Annotated in this window: 17 protein-coding genes; 13 read left to right on the top strand and 4 right to left on the bottom strand. The window is 58.9% G+C overall.

Annotation, left to right across the window (positions count from 1 at the left end):
• Positions 1–261 precede the first annotated feature (261 nt).
• From F6A13_RS07225 to F6A13_RS07215, 3 genes are read left to right on the top strand one after another with little or no spacing between them, the layout of a single operon-like run.
• Entirely contained in the window at positions 262–1,572 is a 1,311-nt protein-coding gene (locus F6A13_RS07225; protein WP_012536728.1) for a conjugal transfer protein TraB, read from the top strand.
• 48 nt (positions 1,573–1,620) lie between these two features.
• Positions 1,621–1,914: a hypothetical protein gene (locus tag F6A13_RS07220; RefSeq protein WP_012536727.1), complete on the top strand. Its 294-nt coding sequence runs from the start codon at positions 1,621–1,623 to the stop codon at positions 1,912–1,914.
• Complete coding sequence (locus tag F6A13_RS07215; protein ID WP_012536726.1) at positions 1,877–2,089, top strand: hypothetical protein; 213 nt, start codon at positions 1,877–1,879, stop codon at positions 2,087–2,089. The genes F6A13_RS07220 and F6A13_RS07215 overlap by 38 nt, the downstream gene beginning before the upstream one ends.
• 7 nt (positions 2,090–2,096) lie before the next feature.
• Here F6A13_RS07215 and F6A13_RS07210 read toward each other — a convergent pair whose 3' ends face one another.
• The gene (locus tag F6A13_RS07210; RefSeq protein ID WP_012536725.1) at positions 2,097–2,438 is read right to left on the bottom strand and encodes a transcriptional regulator; all 342 of its coding nucleotides are present in this window, start codon (positions 2,436–2,438) and stop codon (positions 2,097–2,099) included.
• Positions 2,419–2,802: a DUF6516 family protein gene (locus F6A13_RS07205; protein ID WP_225981999.1), complete on the bottom strand. Its 384-nt coding sequence runs from the start codon at positions 2,800–2,802 to the stop codon at positions 2,419–2,421. Before F6A13_RS07205 ends, F6A13_RS07210 begins: the two co-directional genes overlap by 20 nt.
• Here F6A13_RS07205 and F6A13_RS07200 point away from each other — a divergent pair.
• Positions 2,786–3,376, top strand: coding sequence for a S26 family signal peptidase (locus F6A13_RS07200; RefSeq protein ID WP_225981998.1), 591 nt, complete (start codon positions 2,786–2,788; stop codon positions 3,374–3,376). The genes F6A13_RS07205 and F6A13_RS07200 overlap by 17 nt on opposite strands.
• 126 nt (positions 3,377–3,502) lie before the next feature.
• Here the strand turns inward: F6A13_RS07200 and F6A13_RS07195 are convergent, their stop codons facing one another.
• Positions 3,503–6,640: an EAL domain-containing protein gene (locus F6A13_RS07195; protein ID WP_012536722.1), complete on the bottom strand. Its 3,138-nt coding sequence runs from the start codon at positions 6,638–6,640 to the stop codon at positions 3,503–3,505.
• A gap of 254 nt (positions 6,641–6,894) precedes the next feature.
• Here F6A13_RS07195 and F6A13_RS07190 point away from each other — a divergent pair, with 254 nt between their 5' ends.
• Positions 6,895–7,893 (top strand): aldo/keto reductase, encoded by a 999-nt coding sequence (locus F6A13_RS07190; protein WP_012536721.1) that lies wholly within the window; start codon positions 6,895–6,897, stop codon positions 7,891–7,893.
• A gap of 10 nt (positions 7,894–7,903) precedes the next feature.
• On the opposite strand, the gene F6A13_RS07185 is transcribed toward F6A13_RS07190, so the two are convergent.
• The gene (locus F6A13_RS07185) at positions 7,904–8,272 is read right to left on the bottom strand and encodes a cytochrome P460 family protein (protein WP_009563487.1); all 369 of its coding nucleotides are present in this window, start codon (positions 8,270–8,272) and stop codon (positions 7,904–7,906) included.
• A 129-nt stretch (positions 8,273–8,401) separates the two neighbouring features.
• On the opposite strand from F6A13_RS07185, the gene F6A13_RS07180 reads away from it, so the two are divergent.
• The 8 genes from F6A13_RS07180 to F6A13_RS07145 all read left to right on the top strand — a co-directional run bounded on the left by F6A13_RS07180 (position 8,402) and on the right by F6A13_RS07145 (position 16,770).
• Complete coding sequence (locus F6A13_RS07180) at positions 8,402–8,842, top strand: hypothetical protein (RefSeq protein WP_009563488.1); 441 nt, start codon at positions 8,402–8,404, stop codon at positions 8,840–8,842.
• On the top strand, positions 8,821–9,591 hold the full coding sequence (locus F6A13_RS07175) for a ParA family protein (RefSeq protein ID WP_012536720.1): 771 nt from the start codon (positions 8,821–8,823) through the stop codon (positions 9,589–9,591). Before F6A13_RS07180 ends, F6A13_RS07175 begins: the two co-directional genes overlap by 22 nt.
• 1 nt (position 9,592) lies before the next feature.
• Positions 9,593–10,831 (top strand): ParB/RepB/Spo0J family partition protein, encoded by a 1,239-nt coding sequence (locus tag F6A13_RS07170; protein WP_054609017.1) that lies wholly within the window; start codon positions 9,593–9,595, stop codon positions 10,829–10,831.
• 83 nt (positions 10,832–10,914) lie between these two features.
• Positions 10,915–11,172: a hypothetical protein gene (locus F6A13_RS07165; RefSeq protein WP_012607192.1), complete on the top strand. Its 258-nt coding sequence runs from the start codon at positions 10,915–10,917 to the stop codon at positions 11,170–11,172.
• A 327-nt stretch (positions 11,173–11,499) separates the two neighbouring features.
• Positions 11,500–12,399 (top strand): phospholipase D-like domain-containing protein, encoded by a 900-nt coding sequence (locus F6A13_RS07160; protein WP_009562016.1) that lies wholly within the window; start codon positions 11,500–11,502, stop codon positions 12,397–12,399.
• A 237-nt stretch (positions 12,400–12,636) separates the two neighbouring features.
• The gene (locus F6A13_RS07155; protein ID WP_009562011.1) at positions 12,637–12,825 is read left to right on the top strand and encodes a hypothetical protein; all 189 of its coding nucleotides are present in this window, start codon (positions 12,637–12,639) and stop codon (positions 12,823–12,825) included.
• A gap of 424 nt (positions 12,826–13,249) precedes the next feature.
• Complete coding sequence (locus tag F6A13_RS07150) at positions 13,250–15,889, top strand: EAL domain-containing protein (protein WP_012536716.1); 2,640 nt, start codon at positions 13,250–13,252, stop codon at positions 15,887–15,889.
• Positions 15,890–15,993: 104 nt separating this feature from the next.
• Positions 15,994–16,770 (top strand): PilZ domain-containing protein, encoded by a 777-nt coding sequence (locus F6A13_RS07145; RefSeq protein WP_012536715.1) that lies wholly within the window; start codon positions 15,994–15,996, stop codon positions 16,768–16,770.
• Positions 16,771–16,775 lie beyond the last annotated feature (5 nt).

Genomic DNA, 16,775 nt, shown 5'->3' with positions numbered 1-16,775 from the left:
CATCACGATGTGTTCATTATCGTACGGATATGTACGACCAGCAAGTGTCCGCCTTGTCTAAAACCCCGCCGCCTTGCAGACAGGTTCTGTCACCGCGATAGGACAAGTGCCGTGGATTTTGGCGCCTCGCTTGGACAAGACCTGCCGCTTTGAACATATGCCCGCGCATTCCCCTTCCTAGGCCGTAGGCCAGGAGGGGGGCACGGTTTCCTGTCGTCTACCCGGTAGACGATCTGCCCCATCTCCGATCTATACCTGCTCATGCAGAGCAAATACGTACCCGTTTCCGTCTACCCGGTAGACGATTCGCGGAGGAAGTCCGCTCCCGTCTCCGGATTCGCCATTCCGGCACTCCTGGGTGCCATGGTTGGCACCCTGGCCTGGCCTCATGCCATCTGGCTTGCCCCACTGGCGTTGCTGCTTCTGCCCATCGTGAATAAGCGGCACTGGTTGCACCCGTTTCTGCTGATGCTGGGTTACCACCTGGCGACGACCTATGGCCTCATCAAAGGCACGTCGGTTTTCTTCCTACACGCCGGGCTGTTTCTCGGTATTGGGTTCTGGTCGCTGTCATCTCTGGCCTTTGCCCTGCCCTATCTGGCGTACCCGTACATTACTCTGTATTTCCGTGCCGGCAGCCCTGCTGGCGGCAGCCTTGCTGGCGGCGGTTTTGGCGCGGTCACGGCCACCGTCATCACATCCGCTACATCCACGATCTTCCCGCCTTTGGGAATCATCGGCTGGACTTCCCCCTGGCTCGGCGCCGTCGCCGCAGGCCCAACCGGCATCCTGCTGACCATTCTCGGGATCTTCGCGCTGGGGCGCTTGACGCAGAAGAATCAAGAGATCTTGGCCCGTCTGCTGGGGGTTGGATTTGTTATCGTCGCTCTTTGGCTTTTGCCTTTTGCTTTCCCTTCCCTGAATGCCATGATGGGGCACCCGCTGCCCACGGCACCCACTGGCTGGGTGGGCATCGATACCCACCTGGGCCGCCTGCGTTCCAATCTTTCCTATGTCGATGCATCCATGGAACTGGCTCCGAAGGTCCTGGCGGATCTGCGCTCTGGCGACAAGGTGGTGTTACTCCCGGAAACCGTGGCGGGCCCCTGGCTGCCGGGCACCCGGGCCATTTGGCGCCCGGTCATCCGCTGGACGGCGCGACATCCAGAACAAATCGTGTTGCTCGGGGCCGATGTGCCCCTTGCCAAGGGTTATCTGGATGCTCTGGTGAAGATTCAGGATGGCCACCAGACGGTACTGCCGGATCATATCCCTGTGCCGTTCTCGATGTGGCACCCGTGGCGCCCCCAGGGCAGTTTCCGGATGACCCCGTTTTCCCGAAAACCGGAAACCACGGAGATGGACGGCAAAAAGGTCGGCTATCTCATCTGCTACGAGCAATTGCTGATGTGGCCGGCCCTCGATCTATACCCGCATGGGATACAAATCCTGTTGGCACCGGCCAATGACTGGTGGGCGCGGGGGACGGATATCCCGGCCATCCAGAGAGTGTCGGCAAAGGCCTGGGCTGCGTTCTTCAGGGTGCCGGTATTGTTCGCGGTGAATCAATGATGGGGGGAACGGATGAAGAAGCCTGATCATATGAAGGCAGGAGTTTCCATGGGAAACCCAACTGATCCCTGCGATCCAATGCTGGCCTGGAAGTCCGTTCTGGATTCCCTGGAGGCTAAGAGTCGTGAACGACTCAAGGATCTGCTCAAGACGCACCTGTCCCGTCCCCTCACCGCGCAACAGTGGATTGCCAAATGGGAAAAGGTGCTCTCTGCGGATTATTCGCGGATTCCGGCTGAACAGCACATTGCTACCCTGAAAGCCTCTCTGGAAAAGGCGATCATTGTCCTGAAGGAGCGGGTGCGTGAGCAATCCTCTTCGACAAGTCATCGCTCGGCTTGACCAGAGGCTCATCGCCTTCTTCGAGCGGTCAGGCCCGCGCAAGGTGGCCGAAGCCCTGCTTTGGGGGGCCACCCAGTTCGAGCGGCTATTCTTCTTCCCCTTTCGGCCATTCACGGCGCCTGCGCGTTTCTTTCTGGACCGGCGCGCCAAAGCGCATGGCGGAAAAAGCCGATGAATATAACTCAACCTGCCTTGAGCAGAAAATTCACATGCACGGCATCGTATGGAAACACAAAGCCATTGTCCTGCCGTTCGATGAGTCCTGCGTCCAGCAACGCATGGACATCCAGATGTACGGACTTTACGTCGCGCCCGACCCGCCGGGCGATCTCGCGTAGCGCCAAGGGGCCCGCAGCCGTCATGACCCTCAGGATCTCCCAGCGCTTGCCAGTCAGGATTTTCCATAGGAGTTCCGGCGATTCAAAGCTGATATGCGGCTGTGAACATTCCAATCTTTCCATCGCCTGCACGGCATCGTCCAGGGTGTCCCGGAGGGATCGAATATCAATCGTCAGCGTGCTCATCACTCCACCTCCTTATCTCTTCAAAGAAGTCAGTCATCAGTTGACGGGGGCTGGAGAAGCGATACGCCTCCTCCCGACCATTTATATGGCGATGATCGCCTTTTCCGGCCTCATTGTCGTATCGCAGCACACATTCCCCACGAATCACGTAGGCAAGCCGGTATTTGTACGAGTGTATGCTGCCAGATATCGGCGCAGGGACGCGCCAAATCACGATTTCCGCGAAAGCCGTCTCCGAGAGGATTACCCGCCGTTGAAACAGTTTTTCCGCTTTCATGGACGAAGCATAGTCGCCCGCCTGGTTGTTGGCAAATACACCAACGCAAATCTTCCGGAGGGACATCGGGTTGAACACACGACTCATCACCATCGCTAAACGCGGATTCTGGTGGATGTTCTGGATCTGGACCGGGCTGATCACCCTGGTCGCGGATGTTGGTCTTTGGATGCAGTACCAGCATCTGGTCTTCAACGACTCCACCTGCGAGCCGGTGGGCCTCTACCAGCTTCTCGGCTCGCCCTATCCGTTGCACAACGGAGAACTGGTCGAAGTCGAGATTCCTGGCCCCGCCCATCACGCCGCCGTTGCGGAAGGCCTGAAGTACCACTGGTTTCCCGCTGGACAGCCGTGGATCAAAGAGATCGCCGCCATCCCTGGGCAGACCGTGCGGCTTACGAGATCCGGGGTCCGAGTAGATGGGCACACTCTGCCCAACTCCCATGTGGATCGCTGGACGCCCGGCCACCATCACCGGATTGTCCATTACCCTTTCGGCATCTATCACCTGAAGCGTGGGCAGATCTGGCTCTACGCCCCAGGCAACTATGCCTTTGACTCCAGCTATTATGGCCCGATCCCGGAAACCAGCATCCTGCAACGGGCGGTTCCCTGGTGGACGATTCCCGGGAGTCAGTTCTGGCTTCGGAACGGTGACTAACCTTGGGAACTAAAGCTGGAGGCCAAAAGATGCTTCGAAAAGTCGCGGAATATGGCGACCGTGCAGATACCGGTGTGGGTCGTCAACTACCCCACCCTGGAGGGCGGAGCTTGTCGCGTATTTTGGTCAATGAGTTGTGATGATGAGCGAGTTCAGCGCTTGGTTTTCCCGTTCCAACTCCGCCCCTTTCTGCTCCGCCCCTTCCCCGTCCCCCGCGTCGTACAGGGCCTTGGCTTCCCGGGCTAGGGCGTGCAGATGGGCGTGCCGTGCCAGCAATTGCTGGTAGAAGGCCGCGTCGTCCCCATATTGGAGCCTTCCTTCCCCTTGCAACCATAGTCCCAAATGGCATTGCTGCTCCGCCTCGGGTTCGATGACCAAGGAGGGAAAGGGAGCCTGGTGGCGCAGCGCTCCAATAAATCTTTTAACACGTTGATTATGAATTGAAATCATGCTAGTTGGGGTAGGCGTTGCAGAAAAACCATGATAAAGCAAAGGCTTATACTGTCTGATCCAACCCGGGATCGCTTCCGGTGCCATGGGCCGGGCGATGGCATAGCCTTGCAGGCAGTGGCACTGCAAGTGGCCAAGCATGGCGGCGTGTTCGGCCGTTTCCACCCCTTCGGCAATCACTTCCAGGCCCAAGAGTCGGGCGCTGGTGACCACGCCGGAGACGATGGCGTAATCCTTGGGATCGTTGATGATGTCGCGCACGAAGCTCTGATCGATCTTGATGGTCTGCGCGGGCAGCTTCTGCAGATAGGTCAGCGAGGCGTTGCCGGTGCCGAAGTCGTCGAGGGCGATGCGCACTCCCAGGCGGTTGCAGGCCAGCAGGGTTTCCCGCGCCCCGGCGAAATCCAGCAGCGGGGCCGTTTCAGTGATCTCGATCTCGACGGCGGATGGGGGCAGATCCGGATGGGCGTCGAGGGCGGCCCGCAGGTCGGACAGAAAGCGCTGGTCCAGGAGATGGTGGGCGCTGATATTCACCGAGACGCGCAAGGGCATGCCCTGCCGATGCCAAGTCTGGGTCTGGGTCAGAGCCGTGGCAAGCACGAAGCAGCCGATGTGCCGGGTCAGGCGCGGTGCGTCGAGGGCGGCGGCGAAGGCGGCGGGAGGCAGCAGGCCGCGCTCGGGGTGGTCGAGGCGGATCAGGGCCTCCACGCCCACGGGACCATTGCCGATCTCCACCACGGGCTGATAGTGGAGCAGCAGGCGGCCCCGATCGAGCGCATTTTCCGTCATCTTCCGCACCTCCATGGCCTCTTGCTGCAGCTTGTCCATCGGCCAGTCGAACCAATGATAGCGATCCCGCCCGGCGGCCTTGGCCGCATAGAGGGCCAGATCCGCATGGCGCAGGAGGTCCTCCGGCAGGCTGTCATCCAGCGGATAGCTGGTCAGGCCGATGCTGGAGGACAGCGGGATCTCCTCGTCTCCCAGATAGAAGGGAGCGCGGAGCACTTCCAGCAGGCGCGTGCAGGCGTCTTCCACCTGTTCCAGGCTCCCGACATCCGAGAGGAGCAGCCCAAACTCGTCGCCGCCCATGCGTGCCAAGGTGTCCCCGGAACGCATTTCCCTACGCAACCTTTGTGCCATTTCCTGCAGCAGGGCGTCGCCAGCGGCATGTCCGAAGTGGTCATTGACCTGCTTGAAGCCGTCCAGGTCCAGGATACCCACCGCCAGCAGGTGCTCATGGCGCAGGGTCTGGGCTCGATCATGGCCCAGCCGGTCCATGAAGAGCACCCGGTTGGGGAGGCCCGTGAGGGCGTCGTGGGTGGCCTGATGGGCCAGTTCGGCGATCAGCCGGCGCTTCTCGGTGACGTCGTGGAAGACCAGGACCACGCCCAACAGTACGCCCTGCCGGTCTCGGATGGGCGCCGCGCTGTCCTCGATGGCGCGTTCCTGGCCGTCCTTGGTGAGGAGCATGGTGTGGTTGGCCAGCCTCACCACCTGGCCCTCTTCCAGAACTCGCCGGACGGGATTGTCCAAATGAGCATGGCTGCCTTCCTGGACAATGCGGAAGACGTCTTCCAGGGGCCTGCCCACGGCTTCCGTCCGGGCATAGCCCATCAACGCTTCGGCGACGACGTTCATGTCCATCACCCGGCCTTCGGTATCGGTGGTGATCACCGCATCCCCGATGGAATGCAGGGTGACTTCCGCCCGCTCCTTCTCCTCCCACAGGGTCTGCTCCGCGCTTTGCCGTTCCCCCTCCCGCTCTCGGCCGACCCGCCGCAGGTAGCCGTAGCCGAAGATGGACAACAGCAGCAGACCGAACGCACCGGCGGCTGGCCCCTCGACGCTATTCCACCAGTCCGCCCACAAAACGGAACGCGGAATGCCCACCCCTGCCACCAGGGGATAGCCTTTGATCCGCTGCACGGCACCCAGGCGCCACTGGTCCACCGCCGTGGACAGGCCATAATAGACGCCCGACGGCAGTTCCGGATGGGCAAGGACATAGCGCGCGGCAATGCCGTGCTGGCGGACGGCGTAAGTGGTCTGGGTGGGCGGCGGAGAACGGCTTTCCAGGAAGCCGTCGTCCCGCAGCAGGAAGATGGACACCCGGGATGGCAGCGGCAGCCCCCGCCAGGACGGCATGCGACCGTCCACGAGCGGCAGCAAGGCGACCAATTGCCGGCTGCCGCCCTTGATCGGAACTACTTGAAAGAGGGGGATCATCCAGAGGCCATGACCGGCCCCGGCGAAAACATCGCGTACCGGAGGGCCAAGGCAGAAGCCCGGGGAATGCAGGCATTGGGCCAGCGCGCTCCGCTGCACCGGATTTAGCCCCAGCCGCCGGGCATTCACCGGGTTATCGAGGGCAAACAGGAGATCGGCGAGGAAATGCCGGCCTCCGCCTGCCGTTAGCACCTGCCCATCGGGTATGCGGGTCCCCACAGCGGCCAGATCCGGCTGCAGCGCGAGATAGTCCCGCAGCATTTTTCCTGCGCCGGGGCCCAGGACCGGCGAACCCGACTCCAATTGCCGCCCCAGCAACACCAGCGAGATCCGGGTGCCATCCAGCATCACCCGCGTCCCCTCCGCCACCGATGCCACCAGCGTCCGAAGGCCGGATATCTCCCAAGACCGGGTTTGCTGCCAGTCGGACCAGGCCAGCCATGCCCCTGCCACCAACACGACCGCCATGAAACCCAGCCAAAGCCGGTGCAGCCAGCGCGGGACATAGGAGTTGTGTCGGGGCGATTGCTGGTGCGAGTGATTCAAACTGCGTCCCTGGACGTTGTCGGTACTATATTTATAAAACATCTAAACGACCGCCACCAGAGCGGGCCGGTATGGGATTCTCCAGCCGATATGAAAGGCGACTATTGCCATGCGAGCTTCCTGGCGAACTTCCACCCCTCCGGAAGCAGCATCGGTGAACCGATCGGGTCACCGCCTGCATGAGAGTGGAAACCATACCGGATCTCTGTGGATTCGTGTGGACTCTGATCAATCCTCCTTGTGCGGACCTGCCTTCATGGTAGGCTTGTATTGACTGGACCATACAGGAGCAGTACATGGAAACCATTACCATCGGCCATAGCGCCGTTGTCACCTCACGTATCGGCCTCGGCACTTGGGCTATCGGCGGCTGGATGTGGGGCGGCACAGATGAGAAGGAGTCCATTCAAACCATCCAACGCGCCGTAGAGCGCGGCATCACGCTGATCGATACCGCCCCGGTTTACGGTTTCGGACGGTCGGAGGAAATCGTCGGCCGGGCGATTCAGGAAGGCAAACTGCGGGACAAAGTACAGCTTGCCACCAAGCTCGGTCTTGCCTGGAAGGACGGCAAGGTATTTCGCGACAGCCGTCCGACTCGCATCCGTCAGGAAATCGAGGATTCGCTGCACCGCCTGCGCACAGATCGGATCGATCTCTACCAGGTGCACTGGCCGGACTTGGAGACGCCGCTTGAGGAAACCGCCCGAGTGCTGGAGGATCTTTGCCGTGAAGGCAAGATCCTCGCCATCGGAGTCAGCAGTTTCACACCAACGCAGATGGACGCTTTCCGCTCCGCTGCCCGGCTGGATGCGCTACAGTCTCCTTATAACCTATTCGAGCGCGGCATCGAGGCGGCCGAACTGCCTTACGCCGAGAAAACCGGCCTCACTGTGCTCGGTTACGGTGCGCTGTGCCGCGGCCTCCTGAGCGGACGAATACAGGCAGATACGAAATTCGAGGGTGATGATCTCCGCCGTATCGACCCGAAATTCCAAGGCGAACGCTTCCCCCATTACCTCCGCGCGGTGGATGAACTGCGCGAACTTGCGCAGCGACGCTATGGCAAATCTGTACTAGCTTTGGCCGTGCGCTGGGTACTGGATCAGGGGCCAACCATTGCGCTTTGGGGCGCGCGCCATCCCGGCCAAATCGATCCGGTGAACGAGGTGGAGGGTTGGAAGTTGGATGCCGACTGCAAGACAGAGATCGAAGCCATCCTTGCGCGCTGTGTACCGAACCCGGTGGGGCCGGAATTCATGGCGCCCCCAGCCAAGCGCCCGGGAATGGTCTGAGCGCACTCCATCACTGCATGACATTCGCGGCATGCGTTTTCAAGAGGTGGGCGTAGACCGGAGAAATCTCTTGTTTTCGGAAAAACGCCTTCCAGGTAGAAACCGGCAGGAGTTGGGTCGGCGGGGGAGCAAAAACCAGATCCTGCTTGCGGCCCATCACATGGCAGGCGATGCAGGATCCCATCTTGCCGTAGGCCAATATCTTCCCCCGAGGATCGTAGGCGGCCATCACCCAATCCCTATCCGCCGAATCATATCCCTTGAGTTTGAGCATTGCCGTGACCCCGGTCGGCTTCTTATCCTTCGCGAAGTTCTCCTTGACCACCAATGCGCCGCCGGGATAGCGATGAACCTTGAGAATACCTCCGGTCTTGGCCATGGCTTCATTGGCCGGCTGGTTGCTGCTCTTGTGGACCCTGGAAAAGCCTTCGTAAATCGTCTACCCGGTAGACGATCTGGCCCGGCGCTGATCTATACCCATTCGTGAAAGGGTCAATCCGGGAAAATCATGCTGACACCATCTCTCTTTAACGGTATGCCCTATGCGGGGGAATCGACAGTCATCCCGCTGAAGATGCACCTGTACATTCAGGCTCTGGCCTTCGTTCAGGGGATGACGCTGCGGGCCGTCCATGAGGACTGCGCTTCCCGGTTTCTGGCCGAAAAAGCCTGGGAGAAAGGACTTCGATGGCGGGATGGGCACCCTCCGGCCGTGTCCGGCCCGGAATGGGTGGAAGTGCACGTGCGGATTCCGGCGCATCTGGCGGACAACCTGGCAGAGGTCAGCCGCCGCAACGGAGTAGGCCTGCCCGATGTGCTCTATACGATGTTGTATTGGTATTCCTGGATTCTGTATCCGCCACTGCAGGAGCAGGAGCGGCGGAAAACGAAGTTTCGCGCTAGCAAAGCGCGAGAAGAGAGGGAGAGATGCCACAGATCATTACCGTGACCAATCAGAAGGGCGGAGTAGGAAAGACCGCTCTTGCCGTTCACATTGCGGCTTACGCCAGCATGGCGGCGAAGAAAAAGACCCTGCTCGTGGATATGGACGGCCAACGCAACGCCACTTTCATCACTACGGGGGAGCAGTATGGCCGCGGCAAATCGGTATTGGAACTGTGGGATGGGGACACCCGCCTGGAGTTCCAGGATACCCGGTTTGGGGATCTCCAAATCCTGCCAGGCCACCAGCATGTCCATCTGGTGGAAAAGCAGGGATTGAAGTCCGGACAGGAGGCGATGAGCCGTTTGCTCGACATCGATTTCGATGTGGTGGTCATCGACACGCCACCAGCCGCCGGCGTACAGCAGCTGGCCCCGCTCTATCTGGGCGGGTTGTTGGTGGCGCCCGTGGAGCCCGACCTGTTGGCGTTGCAGGGGCTCACTTCGCTGCTTAAGGTTTGGCGGGAGATTGCCTCGCAGGTCGATCTGGGATTGTCCCTGGTCATCAACAAGCGGGTTTTGAACTCCACGAATCAGCAGATGGTCGTGGATGCGATCACCGAGTCGGGTTTCGGTCAGCATGTGCTTCCGGTGCATCTGACCAATCGGCAGATTGTTTCCAACGCCATGAAACAGGGGATGCCCGTCTGGAAGCTGGACCCGAAAGACGCGGCGGCGGCGAAATGGGCCATGGCCTGCAAGATGATTCTGGAAACAGACCGGGTGCCGACGGAAGAAACGGTGAAGGAGGGATAAAATGGCCAAGGTAGATCTTTCAGAGAATCTCTTTGATGAGATGAAGCGCACGCTGGCCGAGATGGCGGGAGATTCCGGCGAGACCGATACCAAAGCCGATCGTCTACCCGGTAGACGACTTCCGGGACAGGAAGCGGCCCGTGCGGATGAACGGAATGACGTCGCGGGCGGAACGATAGGCCGCGGAGCCGCTTCGGCGCTCTTTCTGGAGTTGTCGGAGATCGAGCCGGACCCAGAGCAGCCGCGCAAGACGTTTGTGGCATCCGGGGCGCAGGACGCCATCGACAACGATCTGGAACTGCTGAGGGAAAGCATCCTGCAGCATGGGGTATTGCAGCCCATCGCGGTACATCCTGTCGCGTCGGGAAGGTATCGGATCATAGCGGGCGAGCGGCGCTGGAGGGCATCCATGGCTGCCCGGGACAGTGGTCAGCCATGCCGTCGTAAGGGCTATGACCTATCCCGGATTCCCGCCGTGATCCTGGAGCCCGACACAGACGCTGATCGGCTGGAAATGCAGCTGGTCGAAAACCTGGCGCGGGCGGATATGACGCCCGTGGATACGGCGAAGGCCGTAAAGCAGTTGATGGATAGCCTGGATCCCAAGCCGAGCCTGGCGGATCTGGGCAAGCGGCTGGGTCGATCCAAGGCATGGGTACATCAGATGCTCTCTCTGGGGAGCGAAGATGCGCAGGCGGTGGCGGAGTATCTGGGCGTGCCGCTGGAGTCCATCGGGCAAACGGACATCAGTCGCATGAAAGGATGGATGAAGGACGAGGACAAGCGCATCGTGCTGGACGCCATCCGTGCCAGCCTGCAGGCCGGGGAAACCCTCTCCCGCGTGCTGGTGGATAGAGAGGAAGACCGGTACGAACAAGGTTTGAGCGGAAAACCGCAGGAGGTAGACATGCAGCAGGAAAATGGGGCCGTGATGGGTTCGCACCCTGCAAGGGCTTTTGATGCCAATGGGGAAGAAGTAGATTTGTCCACGATTGACCTGTCCGAAGTTGATAGCGATGAGGACATCGAGGATGGGGGCGCCGTGGATGAGAACGGAGTGGTCGTCGGAGATCCGGCGGATGGAGCATCCCTGCCGGGGGCATCCCTGCCGAATCAGGTGACGGTGACCCTCCCCCGCCCTTTGTTGGAGAGGGCTTTTGCAAAGGCCGGGCGCGCATTGCCCGGGACGATGGGAACGGTGGAGATCGTTGAGGTGTTGGAATTGGTGTTAAACGAGTGACCGCAAACCGCGACATGAAGGAGCGTGAACGCTTGAGGTTGTTTTGCGGTCTCATATTGGCCCAACCCTAAAGGAGAATAGTCATGTTTGGATTTGGCGAACACAACGATCACGCAAACGTCCAGCAGGTCATCTGCACCTGCGGAACCAATATGGCCTACCAGGGCCCACACGGCCTGCGTATGGGTGGGCTGACCGGCATGTTGGGGGCGGGCGCTGCTTTCCTGGGCGGTCAGGTGGCTACCGACGGCGAAGAAGCCTTTGAGAAAAAGCTGGAAGTCGACATTTACGTTTGTCCCCAGTGCCAGGACGTGCGGTTGAAATACCGCAAAGGGCTGTAAATTGGGTATCAGCAAAATTTTCCATGCTCCCCAGTATGGGGTGCGGCGGCAGCCAAAAAAAGAACAGGCACCGATTCAGGACACCACGCAACCCGATGGGGATATCCAGGAAATTAAACAGAACATCGTAAAATCCTGTGGTGGTGCCGAGACGTCCATGGCAGCCGGAACGGGCGGAAGTGGGTTTCATTATCCGCGCGACCTGGCATTGCCAGAAGACCCTGTTCCGGAATGCAGGGTGCCCAGTAAGCCACAGGTCAAAATAGAGGTTCGGAAATCCCGGAAAATACCAACCCAGACACCAAGTCTGGCCTGAGAAGGAAAAATATGCTTTCTATCGAACCACAGGCAGGTCCAGCACCCATTATCCAGGTCATCCATTCGTCCCGCCGTGAACTGGACGTAGGCGTGTATTATCTGTCCGACCGCAAAATCCTTCGCGCCCTCGCTGCGGCTCACCGTCGTGGGGTGGATGTGCGCGTCATCATCGAGGGCAAGCCCTACGGCATGAAGCCCTGGCAGGTGCGCCGGGAGGAACGGACCATTGCCGCGACCGGCGCACGGTGGAAGGTGGCCCCGCCGCGCTTCACCAGCCACGGCAATGACTACTCGTTTTTCCACTGTAAGTATTGTGCCAATGGGCATGAGGTCGAGATCGGCACGGCAAATTTCGACTGGTCGGCTTTCCACCGGAACCGGGAGTATGTCGATGTCACACGCAACGCGACCGTGGTTCAGGCGGTCAACGCGGTGTTCAATGCGGACTGGACTGCGGCGCAGGGCGGCAATCAACGCGCACCGGCTTACGCGCATCGGGTGCTGGTTCTTTCTCCGGGGACGTCTGCGGCGCAACTGCTGCAAGTGATCGACCAGCCCGGTCCCATCGACGTAGAGAGCGAGGAATTAGGGCCATACGCACCCATTCTGGATGCCCTGGCGGCGAAGGGCCGGAATCTCCGGATGATCCTGCCGGCCAGCATCAATGCGAAGGATAAGCGGGCTGTGGCTTTCTTGCGGGAGCATGGCTGTCGCGTACGTTTGCTATCGAAAAAGCCCTTGTACATGCACGCCAAGATGATCGCGGGCAAGTCGCTGGCCTTCATCGGCTCCGAAAATTTCACCCAGACCAGCCTGGACAATAACCGGGAAATGGGCCTGCTGCTCAACGGGTCAGACATCGGCAAGCTGCAAACGCAGTTCGATAAGGATTGGGCGCGGGCCGGTTGACCCTCTGATGCGCGAAAGGGGGGTGGTATTAATATTCAGCGGACCCGCCATCGCGTTACAGCTTGGGCACAGGCAATCCGTCGATTTTGACCTGTTTACTGACCGTAAGCTGAATGAAAGCGCAATTCTTCGGAATATGCCTTTCCTCAAGCGGGCTCAGGTTATCCAGGCGTCAGCATGCCCGATAAAAATCACCGGCACCTTACAGATCATGACCGCCACCACAGGAGAAGCATCATGAACGAAAGCTACCGCCAAACCCGAATTGCCCAACTCCAGAACCATCGCCACATCCTGCTTCAGCGGCGCGAACAGCGCGGCGCCCCTATTGCCTCGATTGATATGGAACTCAACGTGGTGCGCGCCAAGTTGCAGGCCCTGTATGAGGCCGGAAGGATGCAGTTAGTTACGGAAACTGACGCCTAGAAGAGGCCACTTGGGCAACATGTGGGCATTTGCCAGTTTGCGGCATTCATTAATTCGCTAAACAATTGATTATTTTGATATTATTGCATGATGGACAATTGGATGGGCAATCAGGTGTTCTGTAAAAAGCTGTTACAGCGTAACGAAAAAGCGCGAATGGTCACGTCCTCTCAAAACCCGTCATCAGGCAGGTAAAATCGAGAATCTCAATCAAGAGTGATTTTCGAAAACGGCAACCTGTTGATTGTTAGTCATGGCGCCCGTGGCTGGTTGCCCTCTCAAAAAGGCCGGTTTCGAGTTTTTTCACAGGGCGGGCCAGTCCATACTATATTTTTCTTGTCCGCATGACGTTGAAGTGATCTTGATCGATTGAAAAAAGCAGAGGAACATCAGCCCCTAATAAACATTATATAAGAGTACATGAATGATTATTGACAATAGTGGCACTCTACCCGCGTTTCTTGGCCTGCAGGATTCTGACTTTCAGGTCATCGACCGTTATCGCGATGCCTTGGATAAAGAAGCATCGGCGCTTGCCCACGCTTTTTACGATTATCTGCTCAGTCATCCCGCCACCGCCGCCGTATTCCGGGATTTCTCCAGCGCGCGTCTGGACGCTCTGATCCAGAAGCAAACGGAACACGCTAAAGGCCTTCTGGTCAGCCGCCTGGATAGGCCGTGGCGGGAGTCCATGCGCAAAATCGGGGCTCTGCACCACCACCTCGGCATCGGACCCTCCTGGATCGCCGGCGCCTATATTCTCTACTGGCGCCATTGGCAAAAAATACTTCAGGTGCAGGTTCCCGAGAGTGACCGGGATTTGCTGCGGGACGCCCTGTTCCGTCTGCTGGTCGGTGACCTCATGGTTCAGCTCGAGGGCTACGCCCACGCCTCCCGCGAGACCGATTCCGAGAGGTTGGCCTTGTCTAATGTGCTGATGAGCGTCCTTGCCGCCCCTCGCGGCAAGGTGTCTTTGCGGCCGGAAGACTTGCTGCAGCAAATCTGCGACGACTTGCCGGCCAAGAGCGGCAGCGTACGTCTGGCCGGTTACATGGTGAGCGACGTCATGGGAGAGACCTTAACCTTGGAGCACCAGGCCGGGCTTCTGTCGCCAGGGCTACAGCTCCAGAAGAGCACCGGAGATCCCTGCTGGAAAGCGTTGGGAAGTGGGCAGAGCATCATCCAAGCCGTGGATGATCCGCAAGCGCCGGAATGGATCAAGGCCTTGCGCAACCAAGTAGAGGAAATCGGCATCTTTCCTTTCGGGACAGAGGATTTGCGTGGCGCAGGCCTGATCGGCGTGCGCGAAAAGGGTTATTTCCAACGGGTTGGATCGGCATACTTCAATGCCTTTGCCCATCTTGGGGAACTGGTATTTCTGCTACGCAATCAATTTTTGCGCGATCCCCTTACCGCCCTGCCCAACCGCTTCCTCTTCATGGACTTCCTGGAGAACGCCAGAAACCAAACACTGCGGCACGAGCGGCTTCTGGGGGTAGCGATTCTGGATTTGGACGGCTTCAAGCAGGTGAATGACCGCTTGGGGCATGGTGCTGGAGATCAGGTGCTGCAAGCCGTGGTGCAAAGGCTGCAGGTGCAGTTACGGGCAGGAGACATCCTTGCTCGTCTGGGTGGCGACGAGTTCGGCCTGATATTGCCAGACCTGGAGCGCCTCGACGATCTAGACGGTGTCAGCGAACGATTACTCGCCGCCCTCCGTGAGCCGCTGGAAATCGATGGTGAAGCGGCCAGCGTTACCGGCAGCCTGGGTATCACCCTTTTCCCACTGGATGACAGTGATGCCAGCACCCTAATCCGGCACGCCGATATGGCGCTCTATGCCGCCAAGGACGCGGGCCGGGATCAGTTTCAACTGCATAGCTTAGCCCTGGATGAGGCCATGCGGACTGAAGCAGGGACGCGTGCCCTGCTCGAACAAGCGTTGCAGGAAAACCGTCTGGTGCTGTACTACCAACCGGTCGTGTCCAGCGCCGGAGCGGTGATAGGGGTGGAAGCCCTCATCCGCCTGCAACACCCGGAGAGAGGCTTGATTCCACCCGCAGCCTTTTTCTCCGCCCTGGATCATGTCCGCCTCGCGCGGCCCATCGGTCGCTTTGTCCTGAACGTGGCGTTGCATCAGGCAGCCCTCTGGCAAGAAGCGGGCCATCCACTGCGTGTGTCGGTCAATATCAGCACCCGTCACCTGCTGGATGCCCGGTTCCTGGAGGATCTCCAGGAGATGTTGGCCAAGTACCCTGGCCTGCGGCCGGAGCTGGTCGAGATCGAAATCACCGAGTCGGCTCCTTTGCGAGATATGCTAGAAGCGCAAAGACTCTTGGTCGCCTGCCATCGCTTGGGAGTACGCGTTGCCCTCGACGACTTCGGCACGGGCAATGCCTCTCTGACCTACCTCCAGCGGCTCCCTGCCGATTCCATCAAGATCGACCAGAGTTTCGTGCGAGATGTGATCGATGACCCCAAGGATCTCGCTATCGTTACAGCGGTCATCACGGCCAGCCGCATGCTGGGTATGAACGTGATCGCGGAAGGGGTAGAAACGGCAGATCATGTCGACTTGTTGGTGAAGACGGGCTGTAACCACCTGCAAGGGTATTTTTTCTCCAAACCGATTCCGGCAGAGGACGTTCCTGCTTGGGTAGCCCATTTTCGCCCGGCTCCACGGACGAAAGATTCCTTGCATCCCCTGAATATCCTGTCGCCCATCCTGGAGGGGCACATCCTGCGCGTACAGAAATTCATCGGCGCACTGCGCCAGGAAAACCCGTTTCCCGCCCATGTTATTGAAAAGGATGCCGAGGAGTATTGTCATCTGGGTCTGTGGTTGCGTGGGGAGGGAAAACAACGTTTTGGTGCGACCCCCCAATTTATGCGTCTCCTCACTCGCCACGAACGCCTTCATCAGGTCGCCCGTGTGGCCAAGTTGCACTTTGATGCTGGGGATGCAGATGGAGCCATGGAACAGGGAAAGCTGCTGGATATGGAAAATGGCTTGCTGCTGGCCGAATTGCTGGCCATGGCGGGTGAAAGCCGGGATAATATCTAGAGGTGAAACAATCGTACTGTTAATAAAATTAGATTATTAAAACATGTTTTTGATGGTGTGGATTGCTTCCGCTGGATAAACCAAAACAAATAGGATGATCGGATATGAGCCTTACCGAAAGCGATACCGAGCTAGCCTTAATTTTGCCGCATCGGTCTGGACTTCCACTCGTGGAATATCTACCACTGGTCTTCCTCAGCGGGGCAGATGAACTCCCACTGCCAGAACCGGAGGCTCTGGGTGCCGTAGAGGGGCGGAGCGCCATTGTTTACGGTCCAGAAGAGGATGATGACGGTCTTCTCTGCCATGCGCAGGGGTGGGATATGGGGGACTTGGTCCTGGAGCCGACGACGCCGGCCAACGGAGAAATCCCCAGCTATAACAAAGCGCTTATATTTCTCTTCGCCAAACCTAATCTTCTTGGTTTTTTTGCGGACTGGAAATCTTTTCAGAAAGGTGCGCATCATTTTCGTAGGCCGAACCTGGTGTTGACTCGACGCGCCCGCCAAAAACAACGTCTGCGCCTGGACGGAGACATTATCGTGCGTCGCCGAAATGGGAGCACACTGCTCTCCAAGCTATATGACTTTGGTCCCAGTGGTGCAAGTTTTTATACCGATGCCGCAGATTTCCGCTCTGGAGAAATGTTGTTGGCGGAATTTGAGATCTCTGGTTGTGGCAGCTGCGAAACCACGGCCACCATTGTCCGGGTAGAAACTCTCTCTCATTCTCACTATGGATATCTGGTCGGTATTTATTTTCACCTGACAAAAGCACAACTGCAAAAGGCAGAACAACTGTATTTGTGCAAGAAGGCGGAGGCCATCCGGCAACTGTCCGCCCCTGAGCGACATCGCTGGGCACCCCCAGAAACGGTATAGTTGAC

Source organism: Acidithiobacillus sp. 'AMD consortium', assembly GCF_008926505.1.
Classification (GTDB): Bacteria; Pseudomonadota; Gammaproteobacteria; order Acidithiobacillales; family Acidithiobacillaceae; genus Acidithiobacillus; species Acidithiobacillus ferridurans.
This window is presented reverse-complemented; position numbering and strand designations above follow the sequence as displayed.

Excerpts from the sequence above, each read along its gene's own strand:
- F6A13_RS07225 (WP_012536728.1), top strand. The coding sequence starts at position 262 with ATGCAGAGCAAATACGTACCCGTTTCCGTCTACCCGGTAGACGATTCG.
- F6A13_RS07220 (WP_012536727.1), top strand. The coding sequence starts at position 1,621 with ATGGGAAACCCAACTGATCCCTGCGATCCAATGCTGGCCTGGAAGTCC.
- F6A13_RS07210 (WP_012536725.1), bottom strand. The coding sequence starts at position 2,438 with ATGAGCACGCTGACGATTGATATTCGATCCCTCCGGGACACCCTGGAC.
- F6A13_RS07205 (WP_225981999.1), bottom strand. The coding sequence starts at position 2,802 with ATGAGTCGTGTGTTCAACCCGATGTCCCTCCGGAAGATTTGCGTTGGT.
- F6A13_RS07195 (WP_012536722.1), bottom strand. The coding sequence starts at position 6,640 with ATGTTTTATAAATATAGTACCGACAACGTCCAGGGACGCAGTTTGAAT.
- F6A13_RS07190 (WP_012536721.1), top strand. The coding sequence starts at position 6,895 with ATGGAAACCATTACCATCGGCCATAGCGCCGTTGTCACCTCACGTATC.
- F6A13_RS07185 (WP_009563487.1), bottom strand. The coding sequence starts at position 8,272 with ATGGCCAAGACCGGAGGTATTCTCAAGGTTCATCGCTATCCCGGCGGC.
- F6A13_RS07180 (WP_009563488.1), top strand. The coding sequence starts at position 8,402 with ATGCTGACACCATCTCTCTTTAACGGTATGCCCTATGCGGGGGAATCG.
- F6A13_RS07175 (WP_012536720.1), top strand. The coding sequence starts at position 8,821 with ATGCCACAGATCATTACCGTGACCAATCAGAAGGGCGGAGTAGGAAAG.
- F6A13_RS07170 (WP_054609017.1), top strand. The coding sequence starts at position 9,593 with ATGGCCAAGGTAGATCTTTCAGAGAATCTCTTTGATGAGATGAAGCGC.
- F6A13_RS07165 (WP_012607192.1), top strand. The coding sequence starts at position 10,915 with ATGTTTGGATTTGGCGAACACAACGATCACGCAAACGTCCAGCAGGTC.
- F6A13_RS07160 (WP_009562016.1), top strand. The coding sequence starts at position 11,500 with ATGCTTTCTATCGAACCACAGGCAGGTCCAGCACCCATTATCCAGGTC.
- F6A13_RS07155 (WP_009562011.1), top strand. The coding sequence starts at position 12,637 with ATGAACGAAAGCTACCGCCAAACCCGAATTGCCCAACTCCAGAACCAT.
- F6A13_RS07150 (WP_012536716.1), top strand. The coding sequence starts at position 13,250 with ATGATTATTGACAATAGTGGCACTCTACCCGCGTTTCTTGGCCTGCAG.
- F6A13_RS07145 (WP_012536715.1), top strand. The coding sequence starts at position 15,994 with ATGAGCCTTACCGAAAGCGATACCGAGCTAGCCTTAATTTTGCCGCAT.